Genomic DNA, 15,897 nt, shown 5'->3' with positions numbered 1-15,897 from the left:
GTTAACATGATGAAAGGTCAACCATTTCATGTGAAATACCGTGAAATTATTCGCCGATTAATGTTCTTGATTGGCGCATTGGTGGTCTTTCGACTAGGAGCGCATATTCCGCTGCCAGGTATTGATAATGTTGCTCTAGAACGTTTTTTCAAAGCTAATGAAGGTACTTTCTTAGGTTTGTTTAATATGTTCTCGGGTGGAGCATTAGAACGAATGTCCATTCTTGCGTTGGGGATCATGCCATACATTTCTGCATCTATTATTGTGCAGTTAATGTCAACAGTGGTTCCTTCGTTAGAAGCATTGAAGAAAGAAGGCGAGCAAGGTAAGCGTAAGATTAATCAATATACGCGTTACGGCACTTTAATACTTGCATTGGTTCAAGGTATCGGGATGTGTGCTGGTCTGATCAGTCAGGGAATTACTTTGACGTCAGGGCTGGCTTTTTACGTTCCGGCGCTAACATCGTTAGTTGCAGGTACTATGTTCCTAATGTGGTTAGGTGAGCAGATTACTGAGCGTGGTGTCGGTAACGGTATCTCAATGATTATCTTTGCAGGTATTGTTGCTGGTTTACCCAACTTAGTGATTCAAGCATTTACTTCGGTAGATAATGGTCAATCCAGTCTTATTGGTCTGGCTGTATTTGGATTGCTATCAGTTGCTGTGTTAGCCGCAATCGTGTTTATTGAGAAAGCACAACGTCGCATACCTGTAAACTATGCACAAAAACAGCAAGGTCGTCGTGTATTTACTGCACAGCAAACGCATTTGCCATTGAAAATCAACATGGCAGGGGTAATTCCAGCAATTTTCGCAAGTTCGTTATTGTTGTTCCCTGCAAGTTTAGGACAATGGTTAGGCAGTGCTGATCCAAATGCAGGAATTGTAAAACGTAGCCTACAAGATTTGGCATTGGTATTATCGCCTGGACAACCGTTGTATTTAGTGCTCTTCGGTGCGTTAATTATCTTTTTCTGTTATTTCTACACGGCGCTTGTATTTAGCCCGAAAGAAGTATCAGAGAACTTGAAACGCAGTGGAGCTTACGTACCTGGTATTCGCCCAGGTGAGCAAACTGCTCGTTACTTAGATCATATTCTTAATCGTTTGACGTTTATTGGTGCAATTTATATCACGGTCATCTGTTTAATGCCGATGATTTTACAAAGCTCTTTCGGTATTCCATTCCATTTGGGTGGTACCTCATTGCTTATCGTGGTTGTTGTTGTGATGGACTTTATGGCTCAGCTTCAAGCCCATCTGACTTCGCATCAGTATGACAATCAATCGTTAATGAGAAAAACGACTGCTCATCCTAAGGGATAAGCGCACTTAGAAGGTTTCATCATGAAAGTACAAGCTTCTGTAAAGAAAATTTGTGGTAGCTGTAAAGTTATCCGTCGTAATGGGGTTATTCGCGTAATTTGCAGCGCAGAACCTCGTCATAAGCAGCGTCAAGGTTAATTTAATTAAGACCTGTTGATTTCAGTAGGCTAATTAGGTTATTATCCGCCCCTCAAGATTTTTGTGGGGCGGTTGATTATCTCTACTGCCTTTTTGGAGAAATTTGAATGGCTCGTATTGCCGGTGTAAACATTCCGGATAACAAGCATGCTGTTATCTCTCTCACGTATATTTTTGGTATTGGTCGCCACACTGCTAAGAGCATCTTAGCTGCTGCTGGTATTGCAACTACGACTAAAATCCGTGAATTAGATGACGCTCAGCTTGATGCGATTCGTGCTGAAGTTGCTAAGGTTCCTACCGAAGGTGACTTACGTCGCGAAATTTCCATGAACATTAAACGTTTAATGGATTTAGGCTGCTATCGCGGTCTTCGTCATCGTCGCGGCTTGCCTGTTCGTGGACAACGCACCAAAACTAACGCACGTACCCGTAAAGGTCCGCGCAAACCTATTAAGAAATAAGATTTCTGGAAGCTAAAAGATGGCTAAAGATACTCGCACACGCAAGAAGGTCACTCGTACCGTCTCTGAAGGTGTTGCACACATTCACGCTTCTTTTAATAACACCATTGTTACGATTACTGATCGTCAAGGTAATGCATTGGCTTGGGCTACTTCAGGTGGACAAGGCTTCCGTGGATCACGTAAATCAACTCCGTTTGCTGCTCAGGTAGCTGCTGAAGTTGCTGGTAAAGCTGCTTTAGATTACGGTTTGAAAAACTTGGACGTCCTTGTTAAAGGTCCTGGTCCAGGTCGTGAATCTGCGGTTCGTGCATTAGGTGCAGTGGGTTATAAAATTAACAGCATTACCGATGTGACTCCGATTCCGCACAACGGTTGCCGTCCACCTAAAAAACGTCGCGTGTAAGGAGAAACATTCATGGCTCGTTATATTGGTCCAAAATGCAAACTCTCTCGCCGCGAAGGGACAGACCTGCAATTAAAATCTGGCGTTAAACCTTTTGACGTCAAAACAAAAAAATCTGCTAAAGCTCCTGGTCAACATGGCCAAAGCCGTGCTAAACAATCTGAGTATTCACTACAATTACGTGAAAAACAAAAAGTACGTCGTATGTACGGTGTTTTAGAGCGTCAATTTAGTAATTACTACAAAGAAGCTGCTCGTGTTAAAGGCGCAACTGGTGAAAACTTGTTGAAATTGCTTGAAAGCCGCCTCGATAACGTTGTTTATCGCATGGGTTTTGGTTCTACACGTGCAGAAGCTCGTCAGCTGGTATCTCACCGTTCAATCACTTTAAATGGTCGTCGCGTTAACATCGCGTCTATTCAAGTTAAAGCGGGTGACGTGATTGCAGTTCACGAAAGCGCTAAACAACAATTACGTATTAAAAACGCAATTGAATTGGCTGCTCAACGTGGCACAGCTGCTTGGATTGACGTAGATCATTCAAAACTTGAAGGTACATTTAAAGCTGCACCTGATCGTTCTGATTTACCTGCTGAAATCAACGAAAGCTTGATTGTAGAATTGTATTCTAAATAATCCTTGAGGTAGCAATAATGACGCGTACTGCAAACGAGTTTCTAACTCCGCAAGCGATCAAGGTCGAAGCGGCAAGCGGGACCTCGGCAAAAGTGATTCTTGAACCATTAGAGCGTGGCTTCGGTCATACTCTTGGTAATGCTTTACGTCGCATCCTATTGTCTTCTTTACCTGGCGCTGCTGTGGTAGAAGTTGAAATAGAGGGTGTCGAGCACGAGTACAGTACTTTAGAAGGCTTGCAGCAGGACATCGTCGAGCTCTTGCTGAACCTAAAAGGATTGTCTATTAAGCTGTTCGATCAAAACGAAGCATATTTAACATTGGAAAAGCAAGGTCCTGGCGATGTAACTGCTGCAGATCTTCGCTTACCGCATAATGTTGAAGTGGTTAACCCTGAACATTTGATCGGTACTTTAAGTGCTTCAGGCTCATTAAAAATGCGCTTGAAAGTTTCTCAAGGTCGTGGTTATGAAACTTCTGACTCACGTTTCCCTGAAGGTGAAACGCGTCCTGTAGGTCGTCTACAGTTAGATGCTTCTTATAGCCCAATCAAACGTGTGTCTTACACAGTAGAAAATGCTCGTGTAGAACAACGTACTGACCTTGATAAGCTCATCATTGATCTTGAAACAAATGGAACAGTCGATCCTGAAGAAGCGATCCGCAAAGCGGCAACAATCTTGCAACAACAAATTGCAATTTTTGTTGATCTTCAGAAAGATCAGGCTCCAGTTGCTCAAGAGCCACGTGAAGAAGTTGACCCAATCTTGCTTCGTCCAGTTGATGATCTAGAGCTTACTGTTCGTTCTGCTAACTGTTTGAAAGCAGAAAATATTTACTACATTGGTGATCTAGTACAGCGTACTGAGGTTGAGTTGCTTAAAACTCCTAACCTGGGTAAAAAATCGCTTACTGAGATCAAAGATGTTCTGGCTTCTAAGGGCTTACAGCTCGGCATGCGTTTAGAGAACTGGCCACCAGCTAGTCTCCGTATGGACGATCGTTTCGCCTATCGTAGCCGTTAATTAAGTAGGACTATCACCATGCGTCATCGTAATAGTGGTGTGAAATTAGGCCGTACCAGCAGCCATCGTAAAGCGATGTTCCAAAACATGGCGAATTCATTGTTTGAGCACGAGTTAATTAAAACGACTGTGCCTAAAGCAAAAGAGTTACGTCGTGTAGCTGAGCCTTTAATCACTTTAGCTAAAAACGATACTGTAGCAAACCGTCGTTTAGCGTTTGCTCGTACTCGTTCAGCAGCAACAGTTGGTAAATTATTTACCGTTCTTGGCCCTCGTTACAAAGAACGTAACGGCGGTTATCTACGTGTTCTTAAAGCTGGTTTCCGTGCAGGTGATGCTGCGCCGATGGCTTATGTAGAGCTTGTGGATCGTGAAGTAAACTAATTACTTACGTCATAGAACAATCGGTTGTTCGAAAAAGGTCGGTGTTTCACCGACCTTTTTTTGTGCCTGTATTGTTAGACAATTTTTTAAATTTGTCCTCAATTGACATGAATTTCGTCATAAAAATTCAAACTTGACATTGCGTATTGTCAAATTTATGCTTTAATAAAAATGTACTCTTAAAAAGGTTATAAAAAGAACATGGAAAAGCAAGTTGATATTCTTATCGTAGGCGCAGGGATCTCTGGTATCGGTGTTGCTGCACATCTTTCTAAAAACTCGCCACAACGTTCATTTGAAATTATTGAACGTCGTGCCAGTTTTGGCGGTACTTGGGATTTATTTAAGTATCCCGGCATTCGTTCTGACTCTGATATGTCTACATTTGGCTTTAATTTCAAGCCTTGGCAGAAAGCCAATGTCTTAGCAGATGGTGCTTCGATTAAAGGCTATGTTGCTGAGGTGGTCGACGAGTTTAAGTTAAAAGATAAAATTCATTTTAATCATCGTGTCCGTACTGCCAACTATGATTCTTCAATCAAAAAATGGGTTGTGGAAATAGAAGATGAAAATCAAAAGTTACAAACTTGGGTTGCCAATTTTGTTGTAGGGTGTACGGGTTATTACAATTACGATCAAGGTTATCAACCCGATTATCCAGGTAAAAATGATTTTAAAGGCGAGTTTGTGAATCCACAGTTCTGGCCAGAAAACCTAGATTACACAGGCAAAAAAGTGGTGATTATCGGCAGTGGTGCCACAGCGATCACGCTTGTTCCTGCAATGTCAAAAGGCGGAGCGGGTCATGTAACCATGTTACAACGCTCACCAACCTATATTGCTTCTATTCCATCGATTGATTTTGTCTATGACAAAATGCGTAAAGTATTACCTGAAGATGTTGCCTATAAACTGACCCGTGCACGTAATATCGGGATGCAGCGTGGAATTTATGCACTTGCCCAAAAGCAGCCAAAATTACTCCGTAAGTTCTTGCTCAAATCCATTGAAATGCAGTTAAAAGGTAAAGTGGATATGAAACATTTTACCCCTAGCTATAATCCTTGGGATCAGCGTTTATGTGTGGTTCCAGATGGGGATCTATTTAAAATTCTACGTTCTGGCAAAGCCAGTGTGGAAACAGACCATATTGAGAAAATCACTGAAACGGGTATTCAGTTAAAATCAGGTAAGCATTTAGATGCTGACATTATTGTATCTGCGACAGGTCTGGATATTCAGATTCTAGGCGGCATCAAAGCGACACTCGATGGCAAACCATTGAATACTTCACAGCACATGCTTTATCAGGGCGTAATGGTCAGTGATGTACCGAATATGGCAATGATCATTGGTTATATTAACGCTTCCTGGACACTTAAAGTGGATATTGCTGGTGAATATATATGCCGACTACTTAACTATATGGACAACAAAGGCTACGATGAAGTTATTCCTCAAGGTGATGCAACAGAGTTAATGGAAGATACCGTGATGGGTAGCTTAAGTTCAGGCTATATTGCTCGTGCTGCTGACGTAATGCCAAAACAGGGGAAACATGCACCTTGGAAAGTAACGAATAACTATCTTGCAGATCGTAAAGAACTTAAAAATGCCAAGTTTGATGATGGGGTTTTAAAATTCCATAAACGTGAAGCGGAAGTCAAAAAAAAGCCTAAACTGGTTTCTTGATTGAATCTGTTTTAAGTTTGTATGAAGCAACTAAAAAGGAGCCAACGCTCCTTTTTTCATGTTAGGGAAAATATTTCCAGCAGGTTTTTTTAATTGAATCTTTTTTCAGTGAACAATCAATGCTGAATAGTCTTTAATGGTGTAGTGCATGAATCTATTGAATTGAAAATAAAAAAGGAGCCGAAGCTCCTTGATCAAACCATTTAAATTATAAGGAACGTGAAATGAGTTCTTTCATAATTTCATTGGTTCCTGCATAAATTCGATTGGCGCGATTATCAATATAGGCTCGAGCAATTGGATATTCCATCATGTAGCCATAACCGCCATGCAATTGTAGACATTCATCAACAACATTTGAAAAGAGTTCGGAAATTTTATATTTTGCAGCTGCGGCAGCATCAACCCCCAAACTTCCTTCAAGTTGTAATTCCATGCAACGATCAAGATAAGCACGGCAGAAATCAATTTCTGTACGCATTTCTGCAAGTTTGAAACGTGTATTTTGAAATGCACCAATCGGTTTACCAAAGGCCTTACGATCTTTGGTATATTGAACAGTGTGTGCCAGTGCTGCTTCTGCACCTGCCTGACAGATAATAGCAACCAACATACGTTCCCATGCCAACTCTTTCATCAGCATGATGAAGCCCATACCTTCCATACCCAAAAGATTTTCTTTCGGTACTCGGACATCTTCAAAGAACAGTTCACAAGTGTCTTGACCTTTCATTCCGATTTTATTGAGCGGCTTACCTTTGGTAAATCCAGCACGGTCTGCTTCAACGATAATTAAGGACAGGTTTGCCGAACCTTTATCTGAATTGCCTGTTTTACAGACCACAATCGCCATATCGCAAAGATAGCCGTTGGTAATAAAGATCTTGGATCCATTGATGACATATTCATCACCGTCCAGAACTGCTGTTGTGCGAACCCCTTGTAAGTCAGATCCTGTACCCGGTTCAGTCATTGCAATCGCAGTCACCGTCTCACCAGACGCCATTTTAGGCAACCAATGTTTCTTTTGGGATTCGTTGCCAAAATTATTGATATAGTTTGCAACAATATCTGAATGCAGAGAAAAACCTGTTGAAGAATCCATCGCATAGGCTTGTTCTTCAATTAAAATCATACTGTAGAGGCGATCTACACCGTAACCGCCATATTCTTCAGGCATGGTTGCGCAGAGCAGACCCAGTTCGCCAGCCTTGTTCCACAAGTCACGATCGACATGTTGCTGTTGCTCATACTTTGCAATATTCGGTACAACTTCTTTTTCATAGAATTTTCGTACAGTTTCACGAAAAGCTTCGTGATCTGAATTAAATAATTGGCGTGGTAACATATTGCTTAGAGGTCGAATTGCACCTGATTGCATTTTTATAATATCCATATGAGTTTTAGTGAGTAAAAATTAGGTGAATTGATGAATTGCCGCAATGAGATGAATGCTCAAAACTTATTTTTAAATGATGAATTTGGTCATTTCAAAGAATTTAGCGCGAAATTAATGGTGAATAAGGTAAACTAAGCCAGAACTGAATCATTGGGGGATAAAGAATGTCAGAAGAGATGAGTTTAGAAGAACGTAAAGTGATTTATCGCGCACGTCGTGGTCTTAAAGAGATCGATGTTTATTTTGACCCTTATGTAAAACAATATTATTTACAAGCGGATGCCCAGGAAAAAGCCTTATTTAAAGAATTGGTCGATCAAGAAGATCCAGACTTGTTGGATTGGTTTATGGAGGTTTCGGAACCTCCACGTCCAGAGTTAAGAGCATTGATTAATAAGTTAAAACATTATATTCATGGCTGAATCAACTCAGCATCGGCAATATGAATTAAAACCCAGTCGGATTGCACTGGGTTTTCAGCTTTTATGCTTAGCATTCATGTTTATTTTGTGGCTGAAAATTTTGAATATCTGGCTGAGTCTGTTGTTACTGTTGTTGGGATTGATCAGTCTAAAAGGGTTGAGAAATCGTCAGCAGGTAAAAATTTTAGCGCAATTGGACTTGGCTGAATGGGTAATCCAGTATACGGATTTACAAAAAGTACAGCATGTTCAGATCAAACAAATGATTGATCATGGTTTTTATGTTGTGGTGTATTTCAATGGAAAAAAGCATTCGAATTTAATTGTTTGGCAAGATCAAATGAGCACTTTGGCATGGAAATCTTTAAAATCTCGCACTAAACTTCAATAATTGTCTAACAAACATAAACTTTTAAAACTAAATTTAATCTCGACAAAACAATTTCTTAATAAAAAAAATAGCAATCTGGTTCACATTGTTAGACCAAAAGGATAAAAAAATGCGCAATCCAGCAATTGTCTGACAATTATCTCTGAAAAAACATGATTCTACCTGTAAATTAAAAATACCAACAGCGAGGAGGAATTTCCAAATGGGTGAAATTCATACGTTTTGGTTCCTAGTGGTTGCAATTTTGCTTGCAATTATATTTGGAAGACTAGGAACTGTGCTGAGGGAACAGATTGAAAAGGCTCACGATAACAAAGTTAACGCGAGTAAATTTAAAACCAATAAGCTCTCTCAATAGAGTTTACCTTTTAATAAGTAGCATGTGCTGAACCGTCGCAATGCTACTTTTTTTTGCCTAAAATTTCTATAAAAAAAAGATCAGGTCAATTGAATGCACAATGAAGTCTGTCAAATTGTTCAGATAGAATTAGAGCAATTACTCTTTTATTCAGAGAATGCATCTGATATTGTTATTTAAAAAGGATATAAACACAATTATATAGAGGACAGGAGTATGTCTAAGGCCCATAAATTTGGTCAATTGATGCTGACCGCAGTGATTGCTTCGTCTGTATTATCAGGATGCTCATATGTCGTTAAATCTGGTGCCAATGTCGCGCTTGGATTTAGTGAGAAACATATTGTGCCGCCAATTTTGGCAGGTAACGATACTGATATGGCATGTAATTCTGGCAATGCATTAACCCCGGCAATCATGGCAACTAAAGATATGGGAGCTGATCCAACCCGTATGGCAGTGTTACTGTATTCCGCTGCGGGAATGTGTGCTGAAAATCGCGCCTTGGATGCTGAACTCAGATATTTACGTGCTTCCAAAGACGGTAAAGTCACAGAAGCTCAAGATGCGCGGGTAGAGCAAAAGCGCTGGGCGGCACTGGCGGCTGAACGTCAATACACCGGTTATCAGCTATTTGCAGAACGCTGGCAAGCCAAATATAAATATACCTTGGGTGACTCTTGTCCAACCATGCGTAAGGACTTAGATCAAACTATTTATCTGATTGGTTTGCTGAGTGGCTTGCAGGCAATGACCAATGATATTAATTCTGGCGGTGCAGTGAATGTACCCAAGGATATTGCTGCGATTGTTGAACGTGGTATGACCTGTTTGGACAATAACAAATTCTGGGGAGCGCCAATGGCAACACGCGCTGTAATTTGGATATTGTTACCAGGTGCAGGGGATGGCAAGCCAGATCCGACACAAACTTTACAACAGTCTATGCAAATTGCAGAACAAAAAGGTGTGCGTTTGGCATTTGCCATGAATGCTGTAGCAGCACAAGCCAGTGGTGATGATGCAAAATTGCGATCTGCATTAAAAGCCTATGCTGCATCTCGTGCAGAGGATAAGCCTGTAAACCCTGAGTTTAGATTGTTAGATGGTATGGCGGGGCAGATGATTCAAGGTATCGCAGACCGTTACTGGACTGAAAATACAGGCGTACGTGCACCTGATGACGGTATGTCTACTTTCTGGGATGAACAAGCTTCTTCTGGTGACGACGAGTTATTCAATGACTTGCCTGCACCTACAGAAGAACCTGCTGCACCGGCAGAAGAACCTGTAAATAATCCATAATATTCATTTTCTTTCTGATGAATAGATTGGTTAGAATCAAAGAAGAGCAATAGCTCTTCTTTTTTATGGTGTCGCATGATCCAACAGAAGCATGATCAGAATCTTTGGTTTATTGGTTTAAGCAGCATTTTCTTTGCAGTACTACAGCTTTTTCAAAATACCCTGATTTATCAATCAGACTTATTTCTGACTCAACCTTGGCGTTGGTGGACAGGGCATTGGGTACATGTGGGGTGGATTCACTACAGTTTAAATGTGTTGGCATTGGTATGTCTTCCGTTATTATTTCCTAATATCCAGCAAAAAGTTTTAATTCTGTTGCTGCTGGTTTTATCGCCTTTGCTCAGTCTTTGTTTCTATCTGTTTTATCCACAGATTTTTGCTTATGCTGGCTTATCGGGGGTATTGCATGGTCTATTTATTTTTTGTGCAATTGTGAGCTTGAAACAACCACAGGAACGTAAATTTGCCGGGTTGCTACTTTTACTCATACTTGGAAAAATTGCTTGGGAATATCGTTTTGGTGCTCTGCAAACAGAACAGTTGATTGGTCATCCTGTATTGACGCAAGCACATTTACTTGGTGTCATTTTTGGCAGTATTTGCTCAATTTTAACTTTGGTTTTCAATTTCAATGCTTTAAACAATAAGTGATATTGCAAGAGAACCAGAAAATTAAAAAAATTAACTTCTTACAATTGATTGATTTTGACCTGCGTTTGTTCTTGATTCTTCAATTATTCAGAGTATTTTAGTAAGAATAATAGATAAACACTGATTTTTGTTCATATTAAATTATAAATTTAGAGGTGAGTTGACAAAAAGGTCGCCAAAAAAATTAATCTTTGTCATGTTTTTTCTAGCAAAATTACGGCAAATTTAAGATGTACCGATAGGAATGGGTATTGGTAAAGGATTTTACCTCTGACCTAATAATAAAGATAAGTTATGCAAGCAATTGCATAGTGGTTATAAAACTGGAATAACAATGCAAGAACCTGTAAATAATAGATCGGGATTAGGTCTACTCAGTTATCTCTGGAATGAGTGGTTCTCAACCTTTTCCATCCTTATTCTACTCCTGCTGACCTTGATTATTGGGACAGGGGATATGATCCATGGGCAAATGCTCCGCCTAGGCGAACGCTTGTATGGCGACGAAAAAATTGGAATGCAATATTCATTTTTACGTGCCGAACCCAAACAACCCTCATGTGATCGCAATCTGGACATCGACAAACTCGTAAAAGAAAAAATGCAACAGGAAGCCAGCGATCCTGATGCTGCATTTTTCGGGTTAACACCTGAGGCGGATGTCCGAGCGTCATTTGTTTCAGCACAGAAGGACTGTGAACAAAAATATGCTTTCTACGATAAATCAATGAAGCATATGGAAGATCATCCATCCATTCGTACGTATCGTTCAATGGAAACAGGCTTTTTCTGGGTGCTGAAGTGGGGTTCTGAACATCGCGTCCTGATTTTAATTTTAATGGTGGTGATTGCAGCAATTACAGCATCATTAAAAATGCATCATATTGGTTTACGTCCTGCACGTACTAAACTTGATTTTAAAGTTTATAACGTTGCGATGGTACTTGGTAATGCGCTGCTCAGTTTCTCCGTCATTAGTCAGTATCGTTCAGTACAGAACTCAGGTGTAGAATCAACACTGGAGACCATAGGGGTATATTGGTTATGGATGATTTTATTTAGCGTCTTGACCGTGATCAGCCTCTATAAATTATTCCGCACACCTGAAACAGCCGAAGAAGGTGGAAATTTTGGACTAGCACTTCTCAGTATTCCTTTATATGCCTTTATGGCGATTGTAACGGGTATTGCCTTTACTTTCTTTATGGACTATCCAATGGGACAGGGGATTTACCTTGGCTTATTGACTGAGTTCTCGAATATATTCTTAAACTTAGCGCTGTTCATTTGGGCTGGGATGTTGCTGACTCAAACCCGAGTCATGGATTTGTTCTTGGCGATTTTGCGTCCTTGGAACTTGGCTCCGGAAACATTGACTTGGATTATTTTGATTGGTGCTGCAATTCCTACAGCTTATACGGGTGCATCAGGTATCTTCGTTGTTGCTGCGGGTGCGATCATTTATAAAGAAGTATGGAATTCTGGTGCACGTCGTCAGTATGCATTGGCTGTTTCAGCAATGTCTGGTTCATTGGGTGTGGTACTACGTCCATGTCTATTGGTGATTTTAATTTCAATGCTTGACAGTCGCCATGTCACTTCTGATGAGCTATTTGATCACGGGATCTATGTATTCTGGTTAACTGCGTTTATTTTCCTCGGGGTGTCATTGTTCCTTGCTGAAAATAAATTCCGCATTAACTCACCCAAAGTTGCAGTTCCAGGTATGTTGCGTGCATTTTTACCTGTGATTCCATACATTCTGGTTGTTGCTGTCGTGATCGGCTTCTATAAGTATGGTCTGGATACGCAAATGGATGAGTTTACTGCACCTGTCATTCTTCCAATCATGCTGTTGGCATTTATCCTGTTTGATAAATTATTTGGCAATAAATTACCTATTCCGGAAAATCCAAATAAAGCACTTGCACTGGAACATGAAAAGAACTCAGAGTATTTACGTGAGCACGGGGATACCGCAGAAACTAAGCGCGGTTTCCGTAGTGCGATTCGTTTTGCCACCTCTGAGAGCGTAGGACATATTGGTGCGCTGATTATCCTGATGGCATTGTCTGCAAGTGTGGGTGGTTTGATTGAACGTAGCGAAATCGTGACCATGGTTCCAACCCATCTGGGCAGTATCTTGGTAACGCTTGGCTTTATGGCGTTATTACTTGCGATGATCGGTATGACAACAGATCCATTTGGTGCGGTGATTCTTGTTGCAGCAACGATTGCACCAGTCGCTTTTGACAATGGTATCCATCCGATCCACTTCTGGATGATTGTACTGGTCGCATTCGAGTTCGGTTATGTCACTCCGCCAGTTGCACTGAATCATTTGCTGACGAGGCTCTCGGTAGGCGATGCTGAAGTTGCCGCCGCTGATGCTGAAGCGAAAGCGAAATACACCAGCTTCTACTATCGTTATGAGCGTTGGATTTTACCAATCGTGGTCTTGTTCTCCGCCTTAATGATCGTAACCTATGCACCTTACTTATTTAATCTATTTGATTGGTATAGTGCGAAGTAATGTTCACAATTTAAAAAGCGCCTTAGGGCGCTTTTTTTGATGTTGTGTATGATTGAGAGAAATCACAGCCCTTAAGTGCTGATATTGGAGTGAAAGTTAAAGCCAATATCGGTTAACCGCTGTAATCTATAGGTCTATGAATATAGAAAAACTCGATGACCCTGTTTAGATTGAATCTGACTGAAACTGTTGAATATATTCACTGGGCGTTAAGCTGGTCTCTCGTTTAAACATGGCACTAAAAGCACTCGCACTGTCATAACCCAAATCCAAAGCAACATTGAAAATCGACTTATTCATCGCGAGATCAATCATTGCCTGCATCAGGCGAGCTTGGCGAACCCAATGACTAAAATGCATTTGGGTTTCTTTTTGAAAATGTCGTGTAAGTGTTTTGGGGCTGATATGTAAAAGTGCTGCAGCACGCTCTAAACTCCAATCCTGAGCCAGATCATTTTTAATTGCAGTGCAGAGCTTTTGCAGTTTAATCTGCTGCGGTTCAGGCAAATTAAAAGGCAGGACATGTAACAGTTCGACTTCGTCCAAAATGAGCTCAAGCAATCTTTGTTCGCGGCTCTCTGGCTGAATTGGACTTTGAATCTGCATAGCATGACGAATCAATTCTTTGAGTAATGGAGAAATACTCACGACACGACATTGATTCACCCATAGATCACGTGCATCAGACTCGATCAGGACGCCATAGGCTTGAACATCACCACTGATATGTAAAGCGTGAAGTTTATAGGCAGGAATCCATACCCCACGTCCGGGAGGCGTGATCCATGTTCCCTCAGTAGTTTGTACTCGAATTACCCCTGTGAGGGTATGAATAAGCTGAATCCGATCATGACTGTGCCAATCTTCTACATGACCATGGGTATAATTTTCAGTAAATGCAAAAACAGGATAATCTAAAAATCCATGATCATAATTGTTGCCCAAATCCATCTCTCCAAGTTTATTTCTGCCTCATTTCTATCATCCTAAAATTTAACCATCCATCAAAATGTCCTTTTCCCGATGATTGTTGTCATTTTGTCGTATAAGCTCGAAATCAATATTTTTTAACATGATTGATTCTTTCTGTATAGGCAGAATCTTATGTTTCAAAAAGCATATTTCTATCCCTTATTTGCCATTTTGTTTTGGGCTGGAAATGTCATCGTGTCCAAAATGGCCAGTCATACTATTTCACCTGTCGCGATTACATTTTATCGTTTAGTTTTTGCCTTGGCTGTTATGAGTACTTTTGTCCTGATTCCCACATGGAAAAATCGTAAAGTCATCGCTCAATACTGGAAGCATTTGGCTTTAGGTGGCTTTCTATCTGTCTCATTATTCCAGTTTTTATCCTATCAGGCTGCTGCTACCACCACTGCAACCAATATGTCGATTGTTACGGCGCTGATTCCCTTATTGACCATTATTTTAAGTACGTGGATCTTGAAAGATCAGGTCAGTTATGGTCTGGTGATAGGAGGCTTATTGTCTTTTTATGGCATTTTATATTTATTGAGCCACGGACATATTTCTCAGGTTTTTACCCAAGGCATGCATCTTGGTGATGCGTTGATGCTTATTGCATCAATCGGTTATGCGCTATACGGGGTATTGCTAAAGCGTTGGAAAATGCCGATCCCTGCGTGGCAAGCGAATTTCGTGATGTCGAGTTTCGCAATAATATATGTCTTACCTTTTTTTATTTTTTTACCTGCCTCTCAGATGCAGTTGAATCAACACACTATTCCTTTAATTTTATATGCCAGCATTTTCTCGTCCATTTTGTTGTCTTATTTATGGATTGAGGGTGTAAGGCATTTAGGACCGAATAAAAATAGTATTTTTATGAATTTACTGCCGATTTTTACTGCTTTGATTGCAGTGGTATTGCTGGGTGAGCATTTACAAATCTTTCATTTGATTGGTGGTGGTCTAACTTTATGTGGAATTGTATTGGCACAAATGATGCAGAAACCGATTCAGTGGGGTAAACAGAATAAACAACCACTAGATTCACTTTAAATCTTCTACTGACTATAAAAAAGCCTAAACAGCATGTTTGTTTAGGCTTTTATGAATACAGCGCATTATTGCTTTTGAGCAGCAAGCTGTTGTTCTAGTAATTTAATTTGCTCTTCTTTCAATTGAATCAATTGATCTGCATCCGCATGTTGAGCTTTAAGATTCTCGTGTTGATCATCCAACTGTTTTTGAATGTCTTGCAATTTAGCTACTTCTTCTTTAGCTAGACTGGCATTATCAGGAATTTTATCTTTTAAAATCGATTCATCTACCAGTTCCACATTGACCGCTGAAGCAGCACTTTGTTCAGTAGGCTGGGGGATAGCAGGCGCAACTGCGGGTGTTTTTGGAGCAGGTGCAGCTTGGTGGATCTGTTCATTATTTTGTGTTGTTTCAGAAGCATGATTCAACCAGAAAAAAGCCGCGATTAATAAAATAACCGCAATTAAGCCACCCGCAATGATCCACATCAATTTCGAATTATTTCTTTGTTCTAGATACATTTTATAAGATCCAATTTATTTCGAAGAACGAGGCTTGAATTGAATTACCCCTACTTCATCAGGTATGGCAGCTTCTTCAGGCGCATCTACTTGCGTAGGGCGATTTTCAGCGTAGCCACACTCGATACATTCAATCCATTCAGCATCGCCTTGGGTGAGCATAACAATACGATCCATCGCTTCACATTTCGGACATTTTGCTCCAGCAATGAAACGACGTTTAATATTCATAC

18 protein-coding genes are annotated in these 15,897 nt (G+C 40.5%); 14 read left to right on the top strand and 4 right to left on the bottom strand.

Annotation, left to right across the window (positions count from 1 at the left end; translation table 11 throughout):
- The first annotated feature begins 9 nt into the window (after nucleotides 1–9).
- From secY to IMO47_RS02250, 8 genes are all read left to right on the top strand, one after another.
- The gene (gene secY / locus IMO47_RS02285; RefSeq protein WP_196075073.1) at nucleotides 10–1,329 is read left to right on the top strand and encodes a preprotein translocase subunit SecY; all 1,320 of its coding nucleotides are present in this window, start codon (nucleotides 10–12) and stop codon (nucleotides 1,327–1,329) included.
- Between the two features lie 21 nt (nucleotides 1,330–1,350).
- A complete protein-coding gene (rpmJ, locus tag IMO47_RS02280) occupies nucleotides 1,351–1,467 on the top strand; it encodes a 50S ribosomal protein L36 (RefSeq protein WP_000867907.1) in 117 nt (38 codons plus the stop codon).
- A gap of 107 nt (nucleotides 1,468–1,574) precedes the next feature.
- Nucleotides 1,575–1,931: a 30S ribosomal protein S13 gene (gene rpsM / locus IMO47_RS02275; protein ID WP_196075060.1), complete on the top strand. Its 357-nt coding sequence runs from the start codon at nucleotides 1,575–1,577 to the stop codon at nucleotides 1,929–1,931.
- Nucleotides 1,932–1,950: 19 nt separating this feature from the next.
- Nucleotides 1,951–2,337, top strand: a complete 387-nt coding sequence (rpsK, locus tag IMO47_RS02270; RefSeq protein WP_001040166.1) for a 30S ribosomal protein S11 — start codon at nucleotides 1,951–1,953, stop codon at nucleotides 2,335–2,337.
- 12 nt (nucleotides 2,338–2,349) lie between these two features.
- The gene (gene rpsD, locus IMO47_RS02265; RefSeq protein ID WP_004825175.1) at nucleotides 2,350–2,973 is read left to right on the top strand and encodes a 30S ribosomal protein S4; all 624 of its coding nucleotides are present in this window, start codon (nucleotides 2,350–2,352) and stop codon (nucleotides 2,971–2,973) included.
- A gap of 17 nt (nucleotides 2,974–2,990) precedes the next feature.
- Nucleotides 2,991–3,998, top strand: coding sequence for a DNA-directed RNA polymerase subunit alpha (gene rpoA / locus IMO47_RS02260; protein ID WP_004650465.1), 1,008 nt, complete (start codon nucleotides 2,991–2,993; stop codon nucleotides 3,996–3,998).
- Between the two features lie 18 nt (nucleotides 3,999–4,016).
- A complete protein-coding gene (gene rplQ / locus IMO47_RS02255; RefSeq protein WP_004281488.1) occupies nucleotides 4,017–4,382 on the top strand; it encodes a 50S ribosomal protein L17 in 366 nt (121 codons plus the stop codon).
- Between the two features lie 201 nt (nucleotides 4,383–4,583).
- A complete protein-coding gene (locus IMO47_RS02250) occupies nucleotides 4,584–6,074 on the top strand; it encodes an NAD(P)/FAD-dependent oxidoreductase (protein ID WP_196075059.1) in 1,491 nt (496 codons plus the stop codon).
- Between the two features lie 208 nt (nucleotides 6,075–6,282).
- On the opposite strand, the gene IMO47_RS02245 is transcribed toward IMO47_RS02250, so the two are convergent.
- On the bottom strand, nucleotides 6,283–7,455 hold the full coding sequence (locus IMO47_RS02245) for an acyl-CoA dehydrogenase family protein (protein WP_196075058.1): 1,173 nt from the start codon (nucleotides 7,453–7,455) through the stop codon (nucleotides 6,283–6,285).
- Between the two features lie 182 nt (nucleotides 7,456–7,637).
- On the opposite strand from IMO47_RS02245, the gene IMO47_RS02240 reads away from it, so the two are divergent.
- The 5 genes from IMO47_RS02240 (at nucleotide 7,638) to IMO47_RS02220 (ending at nucleotide 13,136) form a co-directional block, all read left to right on the top strand.
- The gene (locus tag IMO47_RS02240; protein ID WP_198426916.1) at nucleotides 7,638–7,895 is read left to right on the top strand and encodes a succinate dehydrogenase assembly factor 2; all 258 of its coding nucleotides are present in this window, start codon (nucleotides 7,638–7,640) and stop codon (nucleotides 7,893–7,895) included.
- The gene (locus IMO47_RS02235) at nucleotides 7,888–8,286 is read left to right on the top strand and encodes a hypothetical protein (protein ID WP_196075057.1); all 399 of its coding nucleotides are present in this window, start codon (nucleotides 7,888–7,890) and stop codon (nucleotides 8,284–8,286) included. Before IMO47_RS02240 ends, IMO47_RS02235 begins: the two co-directional genes overlap by 8 nt.
- A gap of 574 nt (nucleotides 8,287–8,860) precedes the next feature.
- Nucleotides 8,861–9,949: a hypothetical protein gene (locus IMO47_RS02230; protein ID WP_196075056.1), complete on the top strand. Its 1,089-nt coding sequence runs from the start codon at nucleotides 8,861–8,863 to the stop codon at nucleotides 9,947–9,949.
- A gap of 75 nt (nucleotides 9,950–10,024) precedes the next feature.
- Nucleotides 10,025–10,603, top strand: coding sequence for a rhombosortase (gene rrtA / locus IMO47_RS02225; protein WP_196075055.1), 579 nt, complete (start codon nucleotides 10,025–10,027; stop codon nucleotides 10,601–10,603).
- 334 nt (nucleotides 10,604–10,937) lie between these two features.
- The gene (locus tag IMO47_RS02220; protein WP_196075054.1) at nucleotides 10,938–13,136 is read left to right on the top strand and encodes a TRAP transporter large permease subunit; all 2,199 of its coding nucleotides are present in this window, start codon (nucleotides 10,938–10,940) and stop codon (nucleotides 13,134–13,136) included.
- 165 nt (nucleotides 13,137–13,301) lie between these two features.
- On the opposite strand, the gene IMO47_RS02215 is transcribed toward IMO47_RS02220, so the two are convergent.
- Nucleotides 13,302–14,081 (bottom strand): helix-turn-helix transcriptional regulator, encoded by a 780-nt coding sequence (locus tag IMO47_RS02215; RefSeq protein WP_196075053.1) that lies wholly within the window; start codon nucleotides 14,079–14,081, stop codon nucleotides 13,302–13,304.
- Between the two features lie 159 nt (nucleotides 14,082–14,240).
- On the opposite strand from IMO47_RS02215, the gene IMO47_RS02210 reads away from it, so the two are divergent.
- Nucleotides 14,241–15,161, top strand: a complete 921-nt coding sequence (locus IMO47_RS02210; protein ID WP_196075052.1) for a DMT family transporter — start codon at nucleotides 14,241–14,243, stop codon at nucleotides 15,159–15,161.
- Between the two features lie 65 nt (nucleotides 15,162–15,226).
- Here the strand turns inward: IMO47_RS02210 and IMO47_RS02205 are convergent, their stop codons facing one another.
- Both IMO47_RS02205 and IMO47_RS02200 read right to left on the bottom strand, forming a co-directional pair.
- On the bottom strand, nucleotides 15,227–15,664 hold the full coding sequence (locus tag IMO47_RS02205) for a hypothetical protein (RefSeq protein WP_196075051.1): 438 nt from the start codon (nucleotides 15,662–15,664) through the stop codon (nucleotides 15,227–15,229).
- Nucleotides 15,665–15,679: 15 nt separating this feature from the next.
- Nucleotides 15,680–15,889, bottom strand: coding sequence for a YheV family putative zinc ribbon protein (locus IMO47_RS02200; protein ID WP_196075071.1), 210 nt, complete (start codon nucleotides 15,887–15,889; stop codon nucleotides 15,680–15,682).
- Nucleotides 15,890–15,897: the final 8 nt, after the last annotated feature.

The organism is Acinetobacter sp. Res13-Abat-PEC15-P4-01 (assembly GCF_015676285.1).
In the GTDB taxonomy this organism is placed as follows: Bacteria; Pseudomonadota; Gammaproteobacteria; order Pseudomonadales; family Moraxellaceae; genus Acinetobacter; species Acinetobacter nematophilus.
The sequence above is the reverse complement of the archived record's forward strand: the minus strand, read 5'-3'. Positions and strand labels throughout refer to the sequence as shown.

Bases quoted from the DNA above. Each gene is read 5' to 3' on its own strand.
- rplQ (WP_004281488.1), top strand. From the start codon at position 4,017: ATGCGTCATCGTAATAGTGGTGTGAAATTAGGCCGTACCAGCAGCCAT.
- IMO47_RS02220 (WP_196075054.1), top strand. From the start codon at position 10,938: ATGCAAGAACCTGTAAATAATAGATCGGGATTAGGTCTACTCAGTTAT.
- IMO47_RS02205 (WP_196075051.1), bottom strand. From the start codon at position 15,664: ATGTATCTAGAACAAAGAAATAATTCGAAATTGATGTGGATCATTGCG.
- IMO47_RS02250 (WP_196075059.1), top strand. From the start codon at position 4,584: ATGGAAAAGCAAGTTGATATTCTTATCGTAGGCGCAGGGATCTCTGGT.
- secY (WP_196075073.1), top strand. From the start codon at position 10: ATGAAAGGTCAACCATTTCATGTGAAATACCGTGAAATTATTCGCCGA.
- IMO47_RS02240 (WP_198426916.1), top strand. From the start codon at position 7,638: ATGTCAGAAGAGATGAGTTTAGAAGAACGTAAAGTGATTTATCGCGCA.
- rpsM (WP_196075060.1), top strand. From the start codon at position 1,575: ATGGCTCGTATTGCCGGTGTAAACATTCCGGATAACAAGCATGCTGTT.
- rpmJ (WP_000867907.1), top strand. From the start codon at position 1,351: ATGAAAGTACAAGCTTCTGTAAAGAAAATTTGTGGTAGCTGTAAAGTT.
- IMO47_RS02245 (WP_196075058.1), bottom strand. From the start codon at position 7,455: ATGCAATCAGGTGCAATTCGACCTCTAAGCAATATGTTACCACGCCAA.
- IMO47_RS02230 (WP_196075056.1), top strand. From the start codon at position 8,861: ATGTCTAAGGCCCATAAATTTGGTCAATTGATGCTGACCGCAGTGATT.
- rpsD (WP_004825175.1), top strand. From the start codon at position 2,350: ATGGCTCGTTATATTGGTCCAAAATGCAAACTCTCTCGCCGCGAAGGG.
- IMO47_RS02210 (WP_196075052.1), top strand. From the start codon at position 14,241: ATGTTTCAAAAAGCATATTTCTATCCCTTATTTGCCATTTTGTTTTGG.
- rrtA (WP_196075055.1), top strand. From the start codon at position 10,025: ATGATCCAACAGAAGCATGATCAGAATCTTTGGTTTATTGGTTTAAGC.
- rpoA (WP_004650465.1), top strand. From the start codon at position 2,991: ATGACGCGTACTGCAAACGAGTTTCTAACTCCGCAAGCGATCAAGGTC.
- rpsK (WP_001040166.1), top strand. From the start codon at position 1,951: ATGGCTAAAGATACTCGCACACGCAAGAAGGTCACTCGTACCGTCTCT.
- IMO47_RS02235 (WP_196075057.1), top strand. From the start codon at position 7,888: ATGGCTGAATCAACTCAGCATCGGCAATATGAATTAAAACCCAGTCGG.